Here is an 18,121-nt window from a genome sequence, read left to right as displayed (position 1 = left end):
CTGCGGAGACGACCGCAGACGCGACCGGCGCAGCGACACTGATCTCGGCCGCGGCGGCGGGACGCGATGGCGCTACAGAACCACCGACCAATGAGTAAGTCTGGTACCTCACAACCCGAGTCGGCACAGATCCTCTTAGTCGAAGACAACCCGGGGGACGTCCGCCTGACCAAGGAGGCGTTCAAACAGGGGCGAATCGAGAACGATCTGTACGTCGTCTCCGACGGCGTCGAGGCGCTGGACTTCCTCTCTCAGCGCGGCGACTACGAGGACGCGCCGCGACCGGACCTCATCCTGCTCGATCTCAACCTGCCGGGCAAGGACGGCGAGGAGGTCTTAGAGGAACTGAAGGACGACCCGACGCTCCGATCGATCCCGGTGATCGTGCTAACGAGCTCGCGCGCGGAGGAGGACGTCGTCAAGTCCTACGAGCTCCACGCCAACGCCTACCTCACGAAGCCGGTCGATCCCGACGAGTTCATCGAGACGGTCCGAGCCTTCGAGAAGTTCTGGTTCTCGGTCGTCCGGCTGCCACCGGAGGTCGATAACTGATGAGCGGCACCGACGCCCGAACCGAGACCGAGCGCGAACACGGGCCCGAGACCGAAGCGGACGACGCGCTCCGCATTCTCCTGATCGAGGACAATCCCGGCGACGCCAGGCTGATCCAGGAGATGCTCAAGGGGACCGAGGAACTCGCCCAGCGGGTGAGTCCGTCGGAGGCGACGGGACAGACGCCCGAGATCACCCGAGAGAGCCGCCTCGAAGCGGGGCTCGATGCGATCTCGTCCGAGTCGACTGACATCGTCCTGCTCGACCTGAACCTCCCCGACAGCGAGGGGCTCGAGACCCTCGAGTCGGTCCACGAGGAAACCTCGGAGACGCCTATCGTCGTCCTGACCGGCGTCCGCGATCAGCAGGTCGGCGTCCAGGCGATCCAGCGGGGCGCCCAGGACTTCCTCGTCAAGGACGAGGTGACCAGCGAACTGCTGGTGCGGACGATCCACCACGCGATCGAACGCGCTCGCCAGCAGCGCGAGCGCCGCCAGCAACGCGAGCAACTCGAGGCGCTCAATCGGCTCAACCGGATCGGCCACGACATCACCCACGCGGTGATCACGACCGAGACGCGCGCGGAACTCGAACAGGAGGTCTGCGATCGGCTCGCCGCCTCCGACGCCTATCGATTCGCCTGGATCGGCGCGGTCAACCCCGGGAGCGATCGCGTCGTTCCGCAGGCCGCGGCCGGCGTCGAAGACGGCTACCTCGACGAGATCGAGATCTCCGCCGACGAGGACGAGGCGACCGGCCAGGGGCCGGCCGGGACGGCGATCCGGACCGGCCAGGTCCAGGTCACGAACGACGTTCAGACCGCCCCCCAGTTCGGCCCGTGGAAGGAAGCGGCGCGCGCCCGCGGCTACCGATCGTCGGCGGCGATCCCGATCATCCACGAGGACCTCGTCTACGGCGTGTTGAACGTCTACTCGTCGTCGTCGCGGACGTTTACGGGCCCGGAAACCGCCGTCCTCGCCCGAATCGGCGACGTCATCGCCCACGCAATTACCGCGATCGAGCGCCGGGACGCCCTCGTCAGCGACGCCGTCGTCGAACTCGAGTTCCGCGTCGAGGAACTGGCCGAACCGCTGGTCGAACTCTCGGCCGACGAGTCGTGTACGATCGAGTTCGAGCAACTGGTCAGCGGCGACGAGACACTGCTGGCGTACGGATCGGCACGCGGCGTCTCACAGGAGACGTTCAGCGAGACCATCGATGAGACCGAGGGGATCGGTGACGTCCGCTTCCTCGCGGCCAGGCGCGACGAGTTCGAGTTCGAACTCGTGGCTCCCGCGGCCGTCTCCCTGTTCGAGACGATCGCGACCCACGGCGGCCACGTCGCGTCGGCGACGATCGCCGACAACGAGTTCCGCTTCGTCGTCGAACTCCCGCGGGGTCGCGACACTCGCCGGATGATCGAGCTCATCAAGTCCCAGCGCGACGACGCCACCTACCTCGCCCAGCGGACCACCGAGCGAAGCGATCGCAGCGACTCGGGTTCGTCGTCGGTACTCCAGGACGAGCTGACTGATAAACAGCGGGCGGCCCTCGAGACGGCCTACTTCGCGGGCTACTTCGACTGGCCCCGCGAGAGCACCGGCGAGGAGATCGCCGATCGCCTCGGCATCGCGCCGGCGACCTTCAACCAGCACCTCCGAACGGCCGAGCGGAAGTTCTTCGAATCGGTCTTCGGCGAGTAGCTACTCCGCCTTCGGCGGCCGATTCCGGCGCTGTTCTTAGAGACCAACGCCCTCCGCCAGGCGTTCGTGCGAGCGCAGGACGTCGTCGTGGTCCGCGATCAGGTTCTGGACGATCACGTCGTCGACGCCGACCCGATCGGTGAGCTGGTCGAGCAGGTCGGCCACCGTCTCCGGGCTTCCAGAGATCGACCGCGGCCACTCGCCGTCCGGAAGCGGGTTCGGCGTCGGCTCCGGAACCCCGCCGAGCTCGTCGATCGCCTCCTCGACCGGCGGCAGGGAGCCGACGACGCCACGTCGCATCCGCTGGTAGGACGCCTCGGCGGTCGCCCGTAGCCTTGCCGCCTCGCGGTCGGTCTCGGCGCAGGCGGCGTTGACTGCGAGCATCCCTGCGGGTTCGTCCGGGCCGGCACCCAGCGGCGAGGGTTCGAAGTGCTCCCGGTAGGTCTCGAAGGCGGCCTCGGCAAGATGTGGCCGGATGAACGCGGCAAAACAGTAACGCAGGCCGAGTTCGCCGGCGATTTCTGCGCTTGACGGACTGGACCCGAGGATCCAGGGCTCGGGAACGTCGTCGTCGGACCGCGGTAACTGCAACTCGTCGTAGGAGTGACCGTCCGGGTATCCGTCGTAGAGGTGATTGATCGTCGCCTCGATCTTTTCGGCGTGGTCCTCGTCCGGATCGCGCTTCTGTCGATCGGTCCCCAGCGCGCGGTCGGCGGCCGGAATCCCGGTCGCCCGTCCGAGGCCGAGATCGACGCGGCCCGGTGCCAGCGCGTCCAAGGACGCGAACGTCTCCGCGACTTTGAACGGCTGATAGTGGTTGAGCAGAACGGTCCCCGACCCGATCCGGATCGTCTCGGTTTCGGCCGCCAGGTGGCTGATCAGCACTTCGGGGGTTGTGCTCGCGATCGAGTCGGCCATCCCGTGGTGTTCGGCTACCCAGAACCGAGAGTATCCCAACGCTTCGGCCCGCTGGGCGAGTTCGACCGTGTTGTCGTACGCCTCGGTCGCGCTCTCGCCGTCCCGGACGGGCGCGAGGTCGACGATGGAGAGATCCATATCAATGCTCGGTTGGGACGTAGTGCTGAATAACCGTTCGTTCCGTCCGTCTCGGGCGCGGTGGACGAAACGGCCGCGGGTCGGTCAAAAAGGATTACGTGCTGCGCGGTTCGGTCGCGGGCGGGGCCACATCGTCCATCGGTCGGGCAGCGATGGCGACGGCCACCATAGAGAGCCCGGTCACGAGGAGGTTCACGCCCACGAGCAGGCCGATCGCCCAGATCGCGTCGGCCGGGAACCCCGCCCAGAGGAGGGCGGCGAGGACGATCGAGGCCACGCCGCTGACGGCGATCGAGGTCCGGCCCGGCGTCCCAGCTAGGCGCATCGCCGTCCACAGTTCGGCGACGCCGTCGACGATCAGGTACGCCACCAGCGCCAGCGTTAGCGTGACGAGTGCGACGACGGGGGCCGCGAGTACGGCCAGGCCCGCGACCACCGAGACGATCGCGAGTGCGAGTTGCCAGGCCGACCCGCGCCAGCCGCGGGCGGCGAACGCGTGGACGCCGTGGACGATCCCGCCGACGACGAGGAGGATACCGAGCGCGATCGATATCGAGAGTCCCGTCGCGACCGGGAGGGCTATCGCGAGCAGTCCGAGTACGCCTACCGCTGCGCCCGCGAGCGCGAGCATTCGCCATCCGTTCTCGAGGGAGTATCCCTCGGCGTGTTCAGTAGTTGTTTGGTTTCGGGTCATCGGAACCACAGGTATACAGTACGTCGTGTACGTATATAATACAAATATACGATTTGACAGTAGCTCAGGCGAATGGACCGGTCCGGAAACGGGATGAACGCGATCTTCGAGCGGTCACGGGCCGGATCGCCCGAGGGAGGAACGGGACCAGTCGACCGGTGAAACGCGACTATTATTTCTCCTCGAGTACCAGCACGAATCGTGACCGACGATAGCGATGGGGACCGACACGAGTGTGAACTCTGCGGCGAACTGGTCCCCGCGGCGGTCTATCACGAGCACCTGCTCAAGGAGTGTCCGGGCGACTGAGTCCCCGTCTCGACGGGGTACGGGCGACCTTTCACTTTCGATCCGTTTCGCCGTTCGAAAAGAGGGAAAACACCTATTTACTCCGTTAGTAATGGTTCGCGACAATGGCGGAGATCCGAAATTCGACTCTCTGGCAGTGTCCGGAGTGTGGTCGGTCCGTGAACGGATTCGTGAACGGCTGTCGGTGTCCGTCCTGTCGCAAAGAGATGCCGGACGCCTGTGACTGCGTGTAGGCGGACGGACTCGGGCGTGAGGTGGCGCTTGATCCGCCGCTCGTGTCTACGTCTCCTCGACGTGGCGAATCTCGCACGCGACCCCGCGGGTGCTCTCGGCCATCTCGCGACCGAACATCTCGGCGCGACCGACCGCGAACGCCCGCGGCCCCTCGACGATCACCTCGTCGCCGACGCGGATGTCCTCGTCGGCGTTGACGACACCGGGCGCGAGCACGCTGCCGTGGGGAACGAAGCCGTCGATCTCGACGCGCTTGACCGGTGCATCGCTCTCGATCCAGCGACGAGCGCCCGCGAGCGTGAACGACAGGGTGCCGTACTGGGGGACCATCGTCGCGAGTTGGGTGCCCTCGTCGTCGCGGACCTGAATCTTGGGATAGCGACTCGTGGTCTGGATGGTCTCGAATAGCTCGTCGCCGGCCCCGTCGCCGAGCAGGTAGTCCGCGATCGCGCGGACGGTGTTGTGCTCCCGTTCGCGCTTGGAGTACTTGAGTTCGCCCGACAGCGCCTCCGAGAGGTTCGCGAGCGACTCGTCGTCGGTCGGGTGCTCCGCGACGGTGTACGTAATATCGAGGTCGAGCGACTTCTCGACCCGTTCGACGATGTCGCGGTAGCCCTCGTCGGGGACGTGGGCGATGATCTCGGGGTACTCGTTGCGCTCGAGATACCGTCGCAGGACCTCGCTGACGAACTGCTTTTCGTCCTCGGACCAGCGACCCGTCACCACGGTGTCGTAGTGCTGGGCCGGATAGGTCGTCTCGAGTTCCTGGGGCACGACGCCGATCGGGCTGGTCATCGAGACCAGGTGGGCGCGCCACTGGACGGCGTCGTGGAACTGCCGGTGGCTCTGGGACTCGCTGTAGGGTTTCGCCGCCGAACAGGGGACGAGCACGAGCGGGTTCTGGAACCGGTTTCGGTACCGCGTCGTCACCCGGTCGGCGAAGCGCTGAATCTCGACGCGGCGGAGGGTGTCCGCCGTCGCGGCGTTGATCTGGGCGTCCCGCAGGATCGGCGTGCGCTCCTCGAGGTATCCCCACTCGGAGTCGAGTTCGCGCATGGCCGCGGTGAGCCACTGATCGTGGCGGGCCTGGCCTTCGAGGTAGTCCCGGAGGCGGCCGTCCCGGATCCGCCGGCGGACGATCGCCAGTTCGGACCGGAGGGCGTTTCGGTTGTGTTCGGCGCAGTCCTCGCGGGTGAACTCCTCGCGGGGCTGCTGGCAGGCCGGACACGAGCAGGGCAGTTCCTCGAGGTCCTCGAGGAAGTACGCCTGGTCGGTCGTGAGGTATCGACCTTCGGTCCCCTTCACGACGGCCGCGGTCTCGTCGAACAGGTCGACGCCGGCGTAGGCCAACAGGGCGACGTTGCGCGGCGTGGCGACGCCGGAAAACAGGAGGGCGGTGTCCGTCGGGATCGCCTGGCGGACGGACACGACGGCCTCGACCAGCGCTGCGCCGTGGCCGATCACCGACTGGACGTCGGAGAGGGCGTACGCGTCGGTGCCGTGATCCTCGACGTGGTCGCTCGAGACGACGGCGACGCTCGGATAGTCGACGTCGGGGTATTCGACGGCGAACGATTCCTGGACTTCGTCGGCGGTACCACCGGGGAACGCTCGGTGGGGGAGCACCGTAAGCGTCGACTCGTCGCCCTCGGGAATCTCGCGGTCGGCGCTCCAGAGCGACCCCGCGTCCTCGAGGACGTCGTCGACCAGCGCCGGCGTCGTTTGGGGCGAGGAGAGGCGGAGTTCGCCCACGCGCGCGGCCCCGTCGCGCTCGTGCACTTCGAAGTAGTCGGTCATACTCGATATGGCCGGGGCTGGTGAAAGAGGCTGTCGGTCGCCGACGACCGGGTCGCAACTGCCGTTTCCCGTCGTTCACTGTTGCTGGTAATTACTGTCTGCGTACTACTATGGATTGAATACATCACGAAAAATTAGAGAAAGTTAATACTTATGTTGTTTGAGTTGGAGGTCGAACCATGGCATCAGAGAGAGGATCCAGATTGCGATCGGAGGCCGGCGTCAGAGCGTTTATGGCCGTCCTCATGGTCGCGGCCGTCGGGGTTGCGACCATCGGACTCCCAGTCGCCTACGGGGGCCCGACGGCGACCGCCGAAGCGGCGGACGCCGACGTCGAATCGTACGAAACCATCTCGCAGGCCGAATCGGAACTCGATCCGGCCGATCACGTCTATCTCCGTGAGGACGGCAGCGCCGTTCTCCAGTACGATGACGACGACGCCGATGTCGACCAGTTCGATCTGGGGATGGACGTCAGCGAAGGCCTGGTCCATATGCTCGTCGTCGACGAGTACGATCAGGACGACGACTTCGAGGAAGCGAACTTCTCGGCGGTCCTCGACCAGAACGGATTCACCGGCGACGGCTCGCTCGTCATGCAGCAGCCGGCGGACGTCGAGGACCTCTCCGTCGATGTCACCGGCGAGGTGACCGACGAGACCAACGAGTTCGACGCGACCGCTACCGGCACGTTCCAGAGCTCCGGAACCGCAGCTCCGGGTGAGATCAGCACGGACGGACACGTCACCGCCACTGCCGATCGGCTCGAGACGAGCGGCACCGCCACGGTCGACTACGCGATGGGCATGGGGGCCGACGACGAAGGGACGACCCTCGACGTCTCCCTGGATGACACGACCGACGGCTACGCGGTCGACGTGACCCGCGAGGAAACGGTCTACGACTGGTCGGCCGACCGGTGGGAGACGCGCGATCAGGCCGAACAGACGCTTCAGGAAGAGTACGGAACCCTCGCGTCGAACCTGGGCGGAACGAGCGACATTCAGATCGACCACTACGACTTCGAGGAACGCGACCACGGACAGTACCGGCTCGAACTCGAGTTCTCGGTCGAGTACACCGGAATCGACGACGGGATCGAACGACAGCTCACGGACGAGCTGGCGAACGATCCGTCCAGCGACCTGACTCGGTCGGACGCCGAGACGATCGCCGAGAGCGTCACCGACATCGGGATCGAGACGTTCGAGTTCACGATGACCGAGCAGGGGGCAGCGATGGAGGCCGAGTGGGATATCGCGCTCACGAACTACGACGAGGTCACCGTCGCGCTGATCGACCTGGCCGAAGCGAGCTCCATGAGCGAGCAGTTCGACCAGGCGGACTTCGAGGATGCCCGCGCGGGCATCGAAGCGCAGCAGGCCGCCGATCTCACCACCGAACTCGAGTGGGACGTCGCCGTCGAGGGGACGTCGACCGGTGAGATGGAACTCGACGCCGAGATCACGAGCGAGACTGACAACTGGGCCGCCTACATCGACGAACTGGAGGCACGGAGCGTCGACACGCAAAACGACGTCAGCTTCAGCCTGACCGCCGAGACCGACGGCGAGGAACTCACGGTCAACGGCCAGTTCGATATCGAGGCCGAGGACCTGGCCGGCGACGCGATCAACGCGTGGGCCGAGTCGATCCAGAACGATCCGACCACGACGACGATGTCCTCGGACACCGAGCAGTTCGTGACGGCGCTCTCCGAGTCCGAACTCGAGGTCGCCCGCGTCGACGCCGACATCGGTGACGGCACGGTGCGCGTCGAGGGCGGGGCGGAGTTCGCGAACATGAGCGCGGTGACGGACACGTTCAGCGACAGCCTGGCTATCAGCGGAATCGCGAGCGAACACGCCGACGAGACGTCGTCGATCTACGTCTACGTCGACGACGTGGCCGGCGTCGATACCGAGACGGCAACCAAGTCGGACGTCGAACACCTCGGCGTCGTCGATTCCGAGACGACCGTTCACGCGGCCGGTGACTGGGACGAGGAATTCTCCGAGCCCGACACCGCCGGCATGAGCGACTACCTCGACGTCAGCAGCCAGAGCGAAGAAGCCGCGGAGGAAGACGAAGCCGACGATGGCGACAGCATCCCCGGCTTCGGTGTCGGTGTCAGCCTCACAGTCATCGCGGGACTGCTGACGACGCTCGTGCTCCGTCGCCAGGCGCAGGAATAGCGCGTACAGAATACCGTCGCAGCCTACGATCGCTGCAACTCGAATCGTCTTTTTCGCCGGCGTGCCACACGCCGACCGTCGAGCGGTATCGCTCGGTCTACACAGTCTCGAGGTACGTCGCCGTCGCCGACGTGTGCCCGCGGTTGAACGAGAGGATCTTGATCCGGATCACGTCCGTCGGCTCGCAGTCGTCGGGGATGTCCTCGACGAAGACGACGAATCCCTCGACCTTTCCGACCGCGCGCCGCTCGCCGGAGTGGTGGTCGGTGAACTCGTGGATTCCGACGTCGACGACGTCGCCGATATCGACCGGCGGCTCGCGGTTCTGCGCCGCTTCGTGGCGCTCTCGGGAACGACGTTCCGCGTCGGAACGGGATCGACCGCGACGGCGTCTGAACAGCCACGAGCCAAGGCCGACGGCGACGAGCAGGACGAAACCGAGCACGACTGGACCGAGCATATCGGAATCCGACGCCGCCGCGGGCTTCCGTGTTCCGATCGACGGCGCGTCGCTGCGAGCTGCGGGTCGGAAGCGCTTTCCGCCGACGGCGCAAGGGAGTGCCATGGGGATCGAGCTCGACGAGGTCGATAAGGCGATCGTACACTCGCTGCAACAGGACGCTCGGCACAACACGGCGACCGACATCGCCGAAGACGTCGACGTGACGGCGAACACCGTCCGGAATCGGATTCGGCGGCTCGAGGAGGAAGGCGTCATCGCGGGCTATCTGCCGATCATCGACTACGAACAGACAGCCAAGGCGATGCACATGGTCGTCCAGTGTACGGTCCCGATCGACGAACGGGGGGACTACGCGAAGACGGCTCTCGAAATCCGCGGCGTCGTCGGCGTCCGCGAGGTGATGACCGGGCACCGAAACCTTCGGATCGACCTCGTCGCTGAGGATACCGACGAGATCACGGCGGCGGTGAGCCGCCTCCAGAAACAGGGAATGGACGTCGAGGAACAGGAACTGCTCAAAGCGGAACACCTGCAGCCGTTCGACCACTTCGCGTCCGAATCCGGCTCCTGAGCGAATTCATCGTCCAGCCCGGCGAGCTCCGTCGAGCCGCCACAGCGCGATAGTGATCCGGCGGCCGGTCCGCGAGGGGAGGGGATTTAGGAAAGCGAGATCTATGCGGCTTTCATTTCGAAATCCGAATTACGCCCGTCACTCTTTTATGTACTCGACCGTTTGGACCGGTCGTGAAGAACACATTCAGCGGGTCGTCCGGCGACGGTGCCCAGCAGTCGGTGAGCCTCGCCGTCGTCAACGCGGTCGCGGCACATCGAGACGTCGATCCGGTCGAACTCCCAACGCTCTACGAGTGGATCGACCCGGACGCGCTGGACTCGCTCTTCGAGCCGACGCGGACCGGCGGGCCCCGACGCGGCCGCCTCGAATTTCCGTACGACGGCCACACCGTCGTCGTCGACTACACTGACGAGGTGACGATCACGGTCGACGGCACGCAGATGGCCGACGCCATCGCCGCCAGTCCCCGTGGTCCCGTGACGGACGCCTGAGAGACGGTTCGACCGGTTCGTCCGACCCGCTGTCCCGCAGAGGGCACCTTTTCACTGTTCGTACAGGCCTCGGAGAGCCGCGGCTCACGCCCGTTCCGCGGTGAGATCGACGAGTTCGACGTCGTCGGGGACGCGTTCGAGGGCGTCCGCCGGCCACTCGCGATGGGCGAGTGTGACGTCGGCCTCTGGGTTCGCCGCGACCAGGCGAGCGACGCCGTCGGCGGCGGCTTCGAGGGCGGCCCGGTCGGTCCGGTCGGGCACTTCCGCGGTCAGCGGATAGCTCTTCGAGAGCGCCCGGGGGAAGGGGCCGAACGGCGGCTCGACGCGCCAGGCGGCGTCGAACTCGGCGTCGGGCGCGGATCGGTCGACGGTGAGCAAGAGCGTATCGGGAACGTCGAGCCGTTCGAGGCGCTGGTGGTGGCGGACGACTTCTGGCCGGCGGGCGCTCTCGTGGGAGGTGTAGAAGAACGCGCCCTTCGAGACCGGGTCCGAGCGTTCGAGCTGGGCGGCGTGGTCGAGCAGCGTGCGGTAGCCGTCAAGCATCGTCGGGTGGGCGCGGGCGCGCTGTTCGACGAGTTCCAGCAGGTTGCCGGCGCGGATAGCCTGCTTGATCCGGCGGATCTCGGCGAAGGTGACGTGGAGGTTGTGGGCGGCCAGTTCCGACTCGCGCTCGTCGTCGGGGAGCGCGCGGAGTTCATCGGGCGAGTGGGCGGTACAGACGGCACACGAGCAGGGGAAGTACTCGAGGTCCTCGAGCGCCCGGGTGCCCCGGACCGTCAGGTAGCGGTCGTCGCGGGCGTACAGCGCGTAGGCCGCCGAGTCGAACAGATCACAGCCCATCGCGACCGCCAGCGCGAACATCATGGGGTGGCCGGCGCCGAAGAGGTGGACGGGCGCGTCGCCACCCAGACCGCGCTTGGCGGCGGCGACGACGTCGACCATGTCGTCGTAGCGGTAGTCGTTCATCAGGGGGACGACCGCGCCGACCGGGAAGACGTCGAGATCGGTTTCGTCGGCGTGGCGGCCGGCCCGTTCGCGGAGCTCCGGGTAGGTCGAGCCCTGGACGGGTGCGCTGACGAGCATCTCGCCGGTGTCGGCGTCCTCGGCGACGGCCAGGCGTTCCTGGGTGGTCTCAAGGTCGGCCGCGGCACGATCACGGGGAACATCCGGCGGGGTCGGGATATCGACGGGCGTGGCGATGTCAGAGCCGATCTCGCGCTGGAAGGCGAGGATTTCCTCGGTCGTGACGTCGATTTCGCCGTACTCGGAGAGCTGGAAGGAGCCGGAGTCGGTCATGATCGCGCCGGGGAAATCCAGGAGTTCGTGCAGGCCCTGCTCCCGGGCCCGCTCGCGGAGATTGTCGTCGCCGTGGATAATATAGGAGTTCGTAATGAGAATTTCGGCGCCGAACTCGTCGGCGAGCCGGCGGGGACTGATCGTGTCCAGGTTCGGATTGATCACCGGCAACAACGCCGGGGTTTCGACGGTGACGTCAGCACGCGGGACGGTGAGGTCGCCGATGCGGCCGCCGGCGTCGGTGTCCTGGACTTCGAAGCACTCGCGCATCGACCGTGTGTTGACGAGCGTGCCGGTAAACGTTCCGTTCCGGGCCGTCCGCCGCTATGTGACAGGCAATCGCAAGCACAACGCTCGTTTCGAGCGCTCGTAGTCGCGTAATAATCCGTCGATCGTTCGCCTCCGATGATCGGTACCGTCAGCAAGCTCGACAGATGAACCGGAGATTGAGGACCGTTGCACGATTCCAACACTGGTTTTCGGCGAGGTAATCCCGTAACAGTCGCCTCGTTTTAGCCCCGATCCGCCGGTATCCGAGAGCGCATGGTTTCACGACCGCAGAAACTCGGCGTCGTACTGGTCGCACTGCTGGTCGCACTCTCGGGGGGTCCTGCCCTCGCGGGTGCCACAGCGGGTGCGGGCGACGATGCCGGAGACATGGGCGACGAAGCGGAAACGGAATCGAGTGCGACACTGGAGAACGTTCAGGTCGAGACACTCGAACTCGATAACGTCACCGTTGAGAACGCGACGATCGAGGAACTGAACGTCGAGGAGTTCGACGCTGACGTCGAGGAACTGCAGGACGAACTCGACGAGGGCGACACCGCTGACAGCGAGAACGAAACTGAGACCGGCCTCGATACCGAAGATAACGAATCAGAGACTGAGACCGGCCTCGATACCGAAGATAACGAATCCGAGACCGAAGACGGTCTTGAGTCCGAAGAGGACAACGAGACTGCCAGTGAGGAAGTCACCCTCTCTGACATCCAGCTCGAGCAGCTCGAGCTCGAGGGCGTATCGCTCGAGGACCTCGAGCAAGACGGCGGTAACGTCTCGGACGCAGGGATGAACGAGTCGACTAACGAGACTGAAGCGGACAACGAGACTGAAGACAGTCTTGAGACCGAAGAGGACAACGAGACTGAAGACAGTCTTGAGACTGAAGCGGACAACGAGACTGAAGACAGTCTTGAGACCGAAGAGGACAACGAGACCGAAGACAGTCTCGAGACTGACACCGCCGAAGATAACGCGACCGAAGAGGACAACGCCACGTCCGAAACCGAGAGCGAGCAGCTGATCGACGAGAACGCCAGCGAGGTCACGATTCAGAACCTCACCATCGAGACGATGGACGTCGAGACGCTGACCATCGAAGAGCTGACGGCCGGTGAGGACGCCGACGAAACCGAGACGGACGACAACGAGACCGAGGAGAGCGACGGTCTCGCGATGGACGACGAGGACAACGAGTCCGATAGTGAAGACGAGGGCTTCAACATCAGTGAGGACGAGGACAACGAATCGAACGACAGCGAGGACGAACTCGCCACGGACGAGGACAACGAGACGGAGACTGAGGACAACGAGACGGAGACTGAGACTGAAACCGAAACTGAGGACAACGAGTCCCAGGAGATCGAGGAACTCACGATCGAGCAGTTCGACGTCGAGGAGATAACCATCGAGTCGATGTCCGTCGACTCGGTCGAGGAAGGCGACGACGCCATGGAGACCGAGGACAGCGAGATGAACGAGACGGACGAGGAGGACAACGTCACCGAAACTGAGACCGAAACCGAGGACAACGAGACCGAAACCGAGGACAACGTCACCGAAACTGAGACCGAAACCGAGGACAACGAGACCGAAACCGAGGACAACGAGACGGAGACCGAGGACAACGAGTCCGAGACTGAGATCGAGACGGAATCCGACGAGATGGAGACCGAGAGCTCCGGCGAGACGATCTCCAGTCTCTCCGCGTCGTCGATTACCATCGAGAACGCGTCCGCCGACACGCTCACGCTCGGCGACGCGAGCGAACTCGACGACGTCAGCAGCGGCGAGACCACGGACACCGAGTCGGACGACGAGATGAACGAGACGGACGAGGAGGACAACGAGACCGACTCCGAGCTCGGTGAAGACGAGGACAACGAGTCCGACATCTAACGCGACCTGCGGTCCGACAGCGCCAGTTGCACTGTCGCTGACCGACTCTCATTTTCTCAGCTCGCGTCCCAGCGCAGCGACAGCACCGACGTTGAACCGTCGTGATGCGAGACGAGCGGATCGAACGCGAGTCCCGATGACAGACGAAGGCGCTTTACGCGCTGGCCCGCTTGCGTCTCCTAATGAGTAAACCCACGCCCGAGGTCTACGAGCAGGGCAAGGGCATGGACGCCCACAACCAGGCGATGCGTGAGATCCGGTCGCGCAAGGAGGCCAGTTACGATCCCCACGAACCCACCCGCGTCTGGCTCGACGAGGACAACACGCCCGACGGCGTCAAACAGAGCCTGACGATCATCCTAAACACGGGCGGCTGTCGGTGGGCCCGCGCCGGCGGCTGTACGATGTGCGGCTACGTCGCCGAGAGCGTCGACGGTGGCTCGGTCTCTCACGAGGCCCTGATGGACCAGATCGAGGTCTGTCTCGATCACGAACGCGAGAACGCCGACGAGCCCGCGGAACTAATCAAGATCTACACGTCGGGCTCGTTCTTAGACGAGCGCGAGGTCGGCGCCGAGACGCGCGACGCGATCGCCGAGACCTTCGCCGACCGCGACCGGATCGTCGTCGAGTCGCTGCCCGACTTCGTCGACCGCGAGAAGATCGCCGACTTCACCGACCGCGGACTTGACACCGACGTCGCGATCGGCCTCGAGACGGCTACTGACCGCGTGCGCCACGACTGCGTGAACAAGTACTTCGACTTCGCCGACTTCGAGGACGCCTGCGCGGAGGCCGCAGCAGCCGACGAGGACGCCGGCGACGCCGCCGCGGGGATCAAGGCCTACCTCCTGATGAAGCCGCCCTTCCTCACGGAGTCCGAGGCCGCCGACGACATGATCTCCTCGATCGAGCGCTGCGCCGATGTCGAGGGCTGTCACACCGTCTCGATGAACCCGTGTAACGTCCAGCGTTACACGATGGTCGACGAACTCTACTTCGACGACGGCTACCGACCGCCGTGGCTGTGGTCGGTCGCTCGCGTGCTCGAGGAGACCGCCGACGTCGACGCCATCGTCGTCTCGGACCCGGTCGGACACGGCTCGGATCGGGGGCCGCACAACTGCGGCGAGTGCGACGACCTCGTCCAGAAGGCCATCAAGGACTTCGACCTTCGGCAGGACCCCACCGTCTTCAAGCAGGTTTCCTGCGAGTGCGAACTAACCTGGGAGACCGTTATGGAGCGCGAGCGCGGGTTCAATCAGCCGCTGACGCGATAGCAGATAGCAGCGACTCCGCGCTTCACTTCGGTTGCTCCGGAGACGGAGCCGCCGAAACGGCGTATTCAGGACCAACGCCTTTCTTCTCGGTCCGGGAACGGATCGTATGGCGCTTCCGACTCCGACGCTCTCGAATTACTGGAACGAGATCGAACCCACGATCGTGATCCTCGTGGGCTTCGTCCTGTTCGTCTTCCCCGAGCCCGCGACCTCCGCGCTCGGCGCGGGACTCATGCTGTTCGGAATCAGCTGGTGGTTCTACGAATGGGGTCGATAGCGGGCGGCGGATTCGAGACCGTCTGCCCGGCGGCCGCCTCGGCCGGAGCCATCTCGGCCGAAGCCACCTCGGCCGATTCCGCGTTGGCCCGGGGCACCGCGGGACACTCCCTCCTTTCGACGCAGCGACTGAGCGTCCTCGGTGGTGAAAAACGAGTCCGTCGAAACAGCCGTGTTCTGTCTATGCGTCGTTCGCTGCCGCTTCGAACCCGCGAAGAATCCCCTGGCCGTCCGTCGGGCCGACGTCGGGTAGGGTCGCCCGTTCGGGGTGGGGCATCAACACCGCGACGGTCTCGCGCTCCCCGAGAACGCCCGCAATGTTGTGTTTCGAGCCGTTCGGGTTCACATCCGGGTCCGTCTCACCGTCCTCGTCGCAGTACCGGAAGAGAACCCGGTCCTCGTCTTCGAGGGCGGCCAGGCGGTCGTCGCCGATCTCGTAGCGACCCTCGCCGTGGGCGATGGGAATCTCGATTACCTCGCCCTCCTCGTAGGCGGCGGTCCAGGGAGTGTCCGCGCGCTCGACGCGAAGGTAGACGTGTTCGCACTGGAAGCGGGCACTCTCGTTGGTCGTGAACGCCCCCTCGGTGAGGCCGGACTCGCAGCCGATCTGGGCGCCGTTGCAGACGCCGAGGACGGGGACGCCGTCGGCCGCGGCCGCGCGGACGTCCTCCATGATCGGCGAGCGGGCGGCCATCGCGCCCGCACGCAGGTAGTCGCCGTAGGAGAACCCGCCGGGGAGGACGACGCCGGTCGCGTCGTCCGGAAGGCCGTCCTCGTGCCAGACGATCTCGGCGTCGACGTCGAGGTGTTCCAGGGCGCGCTCGGCGTCGCGGTCGCAGTTCGAACCGCCGAATCTGATGATCGAAACCGTCACAGTCGCCACCCCCTGGTGTTGCGACAGACGGTTTCGATCAGTGTGTGAGAGACCGTCATCTACCGTTCGGCGACCTCCACGTCGTAGTCGTGGATGGTCGGATTCGCCAGGAGCCGTTCGGCCATCTCGCTCGCGCGCTCGCGGGCGCCGTCCGCGGAGTCGGCCTCGAGGTCGATCTCGAAGCGGTCGGCCGAGCGCAGGTCCTCGAGTTCGAAGCCCAGGCGCTCGAGGGCGCCCTTCGTGGTCTCGGCCTCGGGATCGAGTACGCCGCGTTTGAGTCGAACCGTCACCGTCGCGGTGTAGGCGGTCATCACCTGATACCCCGTAACCGTGCTCAAAAACGCTTTCGGCTCGGCCCCGTAATGCACGTTCGTGGGTACTGGTCGGATACGGTGCCGCGCTCGTCGTCCGCTCGCGTCTCCCCCGGAACGGCGTCCGGTTTCGGCTTCGTCCCGATCGCTCCGCAGCTCGTCCGATACCGGACGCTTACGACGCGCGCTCGACGACAATGTCGCCCGTCGCGTGAACGGTGATGGTGTAGCCGTCCAGCCGGAACGACACCTGGCCGGTGTTCCGGCCGGCAGCCCCGTTCGCGGGCGCGAAGAGCGTCTCGAGGCTTTCGGGATCGATTCGGTCGTAGAGCCGGTCCAGCTCGATCGGGTCGGTCCCCGAGAGTTCGGCGACCGTCGAAACGATCGTGTTCGTCAGCGAGTCGGCGCCCGTCCAGTCGTGCGAGACGAACGCGGTCTTCCGGTCGGGGTCGATCCGTGGGCGGCCGTGGTCGTGTGGTGTCGCGGTCATTGTATTCACCTATCGCCTGGGGACTGTCACTGATTGTGACTGATCTGACGTTCCACAATCGGATGTATAAAACCCTGTCAGACGCGATTCATTCGGATGTGTGGCGAAATAAATAGGTGGCGAATCCGCACCGACCGGGCGTCGGACGATCGATCGGGGATCCGGCGACCGGTTGGCGAGAGGTGGTCAACCGCGATCCGTTCCGGTGACGTGACCCGACGATCCGATCGCGGCGCGAATTCCGGCAATCGCGTAACGATGCGGTCGATTCTCACGGGCATCCACGGAAAGCAGGACTTTTAGCCGTTCGTAGACTGTGATCCGTCGTGATGAATCGACATTCGCTCGAGCGGAGGTGGCACCGTTGACGACCGACGTGACCGAAATTACGGTGATTGGAGACGACGATACCGGGTTGGTCGCCCGGGTGACCAGCCTCCTGTTCGAGCGCGGGGTCAACATCGAGGACATGGACCAGGCGGTCCGCGACGACGTCTTCCGGATGTATCTCGCCGTCGACACCTCCGAGATGGTCTGTACGGAGGGGACGCTTCGCGAGGACCTCCACGAACTCGGGAACGACCTCGGACTCGACGTCCAGGTGCGGTTCCCCGCTGACCGCGAGACCCAGAAAATCGCCGTCCTCGGCACCAAGGAGAGCCACTGCCTCGAGGCGCTGTTCGAGGCCTGGGCCAACGACGAACTCGGCGCGGACATCGGCGTCGTCATCGGGAATCACGACGACCTTCAGCCGCTAGCCGAACACTACGACGTCCCCTTCCACGATATCGGCGACGAGAAGGGCCAGCAAAACGAGGACGAACTCCTCGACCGCCTCGCCGAGTACGACGTCGACCTGATCGTCCTCGCGCGGTACATGCGCATCCTCAGCCCGAACGTCGTCTTCCGCTACGAGGACCGCATCATCAACGTCCACCCCTCCTTGCTGCCCGCGTTCCCCGGCGCCGAGGCCTACCGCCAGGCGCTCGAGGAAGGCGTCCGCGTCGCCGGCGTTACGGCCCACTACGTTACGACCGATCTGGATCAGGGGCCGATCATCACCCAGCGCGCGTTCGACGTTCCCGACGACGCCGACCTGGACGAGATGAAACGCCGCGGCCAGCCCCTGGAGGCCGACGCCCTGCTCGAAGCGGTCAAACTCCACCTCAACGGCGACGTCTCGGTCCACCGCGGCCGGACGTCGGTCCGCGAGAACGGCACGCAGTATCAGCTGGGCCTGCCCGACAAGGTCGACGAGGTCACGCCGGACCGGCCGGTCGACGGGATCGGCAGTGCGATCGCCGACGATTCGTAGGCGTCGCGATCGGACCGTTCTCTTCCGCTT

At 65.4% G+C, this 18,121-nt stretch carries 17 protein-coding genes; 9 read left to right on the top strand and 8 right to left on the bottom strand.

The genetic code is table 11. The features are described 5' to 3' along the window. Positions 1 to 90 precede the first annotated feature (90 nt). Positions 91 to 552 carry a response regulator gene (locus tag BMY29_RS09440; protein WP_049990192.1) on the top strand — a complete coding sequence of 154 codons (462 nt, stop codon included), beginning with the start codon at positions 91 to 93 and terminating at the stop codon, positions 550 to 552. Continuing rightward, positions 552 to 2,255, top strand: a complete 1,704-nt coding sequence (locus tag BMY29_RS09435) for a bacterio-opsin activator domain-containing protein (protein WP_049990193.1) — start codon at positions 552 to 554, stop codon at positions 2,253 to 2,255. The genes BMY29_RS09440 and BMY29_RS09435 overlap by 1 nt, the downstream gene beginning before the upstream one ends. Before the next feature lie 36 nt (positions 2,256 to 2,291). Here the strand turns inward: BMY29_RS09435 and BMY29_RS09430 are convergent, their stop codons facing one another. The 3 genes from BMY29_RS09430 to arcS all read right to left on the bottom strand — a co-directional run bounded on the left by BMY29_RS09430 (position 2,292) and on the right by arcS (position 6,345). Beyond that, the gene (locus BMY29_RS09430) at positions 2,292 to 3,311 is read right to left on the bottom strand and encodes an LLM class flavin-dependent oxidoreductase (protein WP_049990194.1); all 1,020 of its coding nucleotides are present in this window, start codon (positions 3,309 to 3,311) and stop codon (positions 2,292 to 2,294) included. Between the two features lie 94 nt (positions 3,312 to 3,405). Next, the gene (locus tag BMY29_RS09425) at positions 3,406 to 4,005 is read right to left on the bottom strand and encodes an HdeD family acid-resistance protein (protein ID WP_049990195.1); all 600 of its coding nucleotides are present in this window, start codon (positions 4,003 to 4,005) and stop codon (positions 3,406 to 3,408) included. 588 nt (positions 4,006 to 4,593) lie between these two features. Then, positions 4,594 to 6,345: an archaeosine synthase subunit alpha gene (arcS, locus tag BMY29_RS09420; protein ID WP_049990196.1), complete on the bottom strand. Its 1,752-nt coding sequence runs from the start codon at positions 6,343 to 6,345 to the stop codon at positions 4,594 to 4,596. Positions 6,346 to 6,524: 179 nt separating this feature from the next. Between arcS and BMY29_RS09415 the strand changes: the two genes are divergently transcribed. Then, complete coding sequence (locus BMY29_RS09415) at positions 6,525 to 8,540, top strand: hypothetical protein (RefSeq protein ID WP_049990197.1); 2,016 nt, start codon at positions 6,525 to 6,527, stop codon at positions 8,538 to 8,540. Positions 8,541 to 8,637: 97 nt separating this feature from the next. Here BMY29_RS09415 and BMY29_RS09410 read toward each other — a convergent pair whose 3' ends face one another. After that, positions 8,638 to 9,000, bottom strand: a complete 363-nt coding sequence (locus BMY29_RS09410) for a TRAM domain-containing protein (protein ID WP_049990198.1) — start codon at positions 8,998 to 9,000, stop codon at positions 8,638 to 8,640. A 103-nt stretch (positions 9,001 to 9,103) separates the two neighbouring features. Between BMY29_RS09410 and BMY29_RS09405 the strand changes: the two genes are divergently transcribed. After that, on the top strand, positions 9,104 to 9,574 hold the full coding sequence (locus BMY29_RS09405) for an Lrp/AsnC family transcriptional regulator (RefSeq protein WP_049990199.1): 471 nt from the start codon (positions 9,104 to 9,106) through the stop codon (positions 9,572 to 9,574). Between the two features lie 173 nt (positions 9,575 to 9,747). Further along, on the top strand, positions 9,748 to 10,068 hold the full coding sequence (locus BMY29_RS09400) for a DdfA family disk-determining factor (RefSeq protein WP_049990200.1): 321 nt from the start codon (positions 9,748 to 9,750) through the stop codon (positions 10,066 to 10,068). An 84-nt stretch (positions 10,069 to 10,152) separates the two neighbouring features. Here BMY29_RS09400 and tgtA read toward each other — a convergent pair whose 3' ends face one another. Then, the gene (gene tgtA / locus BMY29_RS09395; protein WP_049990201.1) at positions 10,153 to 11,634 is read right to left on the bottom strand and encodes a tRNA guanosine(15) transglycosylase TgtA; all 1,482 of its coding nucleotides are present in this window, start codon (positions 11,632 to 11,634) and stop codon (positions 10,153 to 10,155) included. Positions 11,635 to 11,907: 273 nt separating this feature from the next. Here tgtA and BMY29_RS21010 point away from each other — a divergent pair, with 273 nt between their 5' ends. From BMY29_RS21010 to BMY29_RS21005, 3 genes are all read left to right on the top strand, one after another. Further along, positions 11,908 to 13,545: a midas domain-containing protein gene (locus BMY29_RS21010; RefSeq protein WP_074854683.1), complete on the top strand. Its 1,638-nt coding sequence runs from the start codon at positions 11,908 to 11,910 to the stop codon at positions 13,543 to 13,545. Positions 13,546 to 13,727: 182 nt separating this feature from the next. Next, positions 13,728 to 14,825, top strand: a complete 1,098-nt coding sequence (locus BMY29_RS09385) for an archaeosine biosynthesis radical SAM protein RaSEA (protein WP_049992067.1) — start codon at positions 13,728 to 13,730, stop codon at positions 14,823 to 14,825. Between the two features lie 106 nt (positions 14,826 to 14,931). Next, on the top strand, positions 14,932 to 15,102 hold the full coding sequence (locus tag BMY29_RS21005; RefSeq protein WP_173424952.1) for a hypothetical protein: 171 nt from the start codon (positions 14,932 to 14,934) through the stop codon (positions 15,100 to 15,102). 180 nt (positions 15,103 to 15,282) lie between these two features. Here BMY29_RS21005 and purQ read toward each other — a convergent pair whose 3' ends face one another. From purQ to BMY29_RS09370, 3 genes are all read right to left on the bottom strand, one after another. Then, positions 15,283 to 15,975: a phosphoribosylformylglycinamidine synthase I gene (purQ, locus tag BMY29_RS09380; RefSeq protein ID WP_049992068.1), complete on the bottom strand. Its 693-nt coding sequence runs from the start codon at positions 15,973 to 15,975 to the stop codon at positions 15,283 to 15,285. A gap of 59 nt (positions 15,976 to 16,034) precedes the next feature. Further along, the gene (gene purS, locus BMY29_RS09375) at positions 16,035 to 16,286 is read right to left on the bottom strand and encodes a phosphoribosylformylglycinamidine synthase subunit PurS (protein ID WP_049992069.1); all 252 of its coding nucleotides are present in this window, start codon (positions 16,284 to 16,286) and stop codon (positions 16,035 to 16,037) included. A gap of 175 nt (positions 16,287 to 16,461) precedes the next feature. Next, complete coding sequence (locus BMY29_RS09370) at positions 16,462 to 16,776, bottom strand: HalOD1 output domain-containing protein (protein WP_049992070.1); 315 nt, start codon at positions 16,774 to 16,776, stop codon at positions 16,462 to 16,464. Between the two features lie 364 nt (positions 16,777 to 17,140). On the opposite strand from BMY29_RS09370, the gene BMY29_RS09365 reads away from it, so the two are divergent. Continuing rightward, positions 17,141 to 18,091 (top strand): formyltetrahydrofolate deformylase, encoded by a 951-nt coding sequence (locus tag BMY29_RS09365; RefSeq protein WP_049992090.1) that lies wholly within the window; start codon positions 17,141 to 17,143, stop codon positions 18,089 to 18,091. Positions 18,092 to 18,121 lie beyond the last annotated feature (30 nt).

It is taken from the genome of Natrinema salifodinae (assembly GCF_900110455.1).
Lineage (GTDB): Archaea > Halobacteriota > Halobacteria > Halobacteriales > Natrialbaceae > Natrinema > Natrinema salifodinae.
The sequence above is the reverse complement of the archived record's forward strand: the minus strand, read 5'-3'. Positions and strand labels throughout refer to the sequence as shown.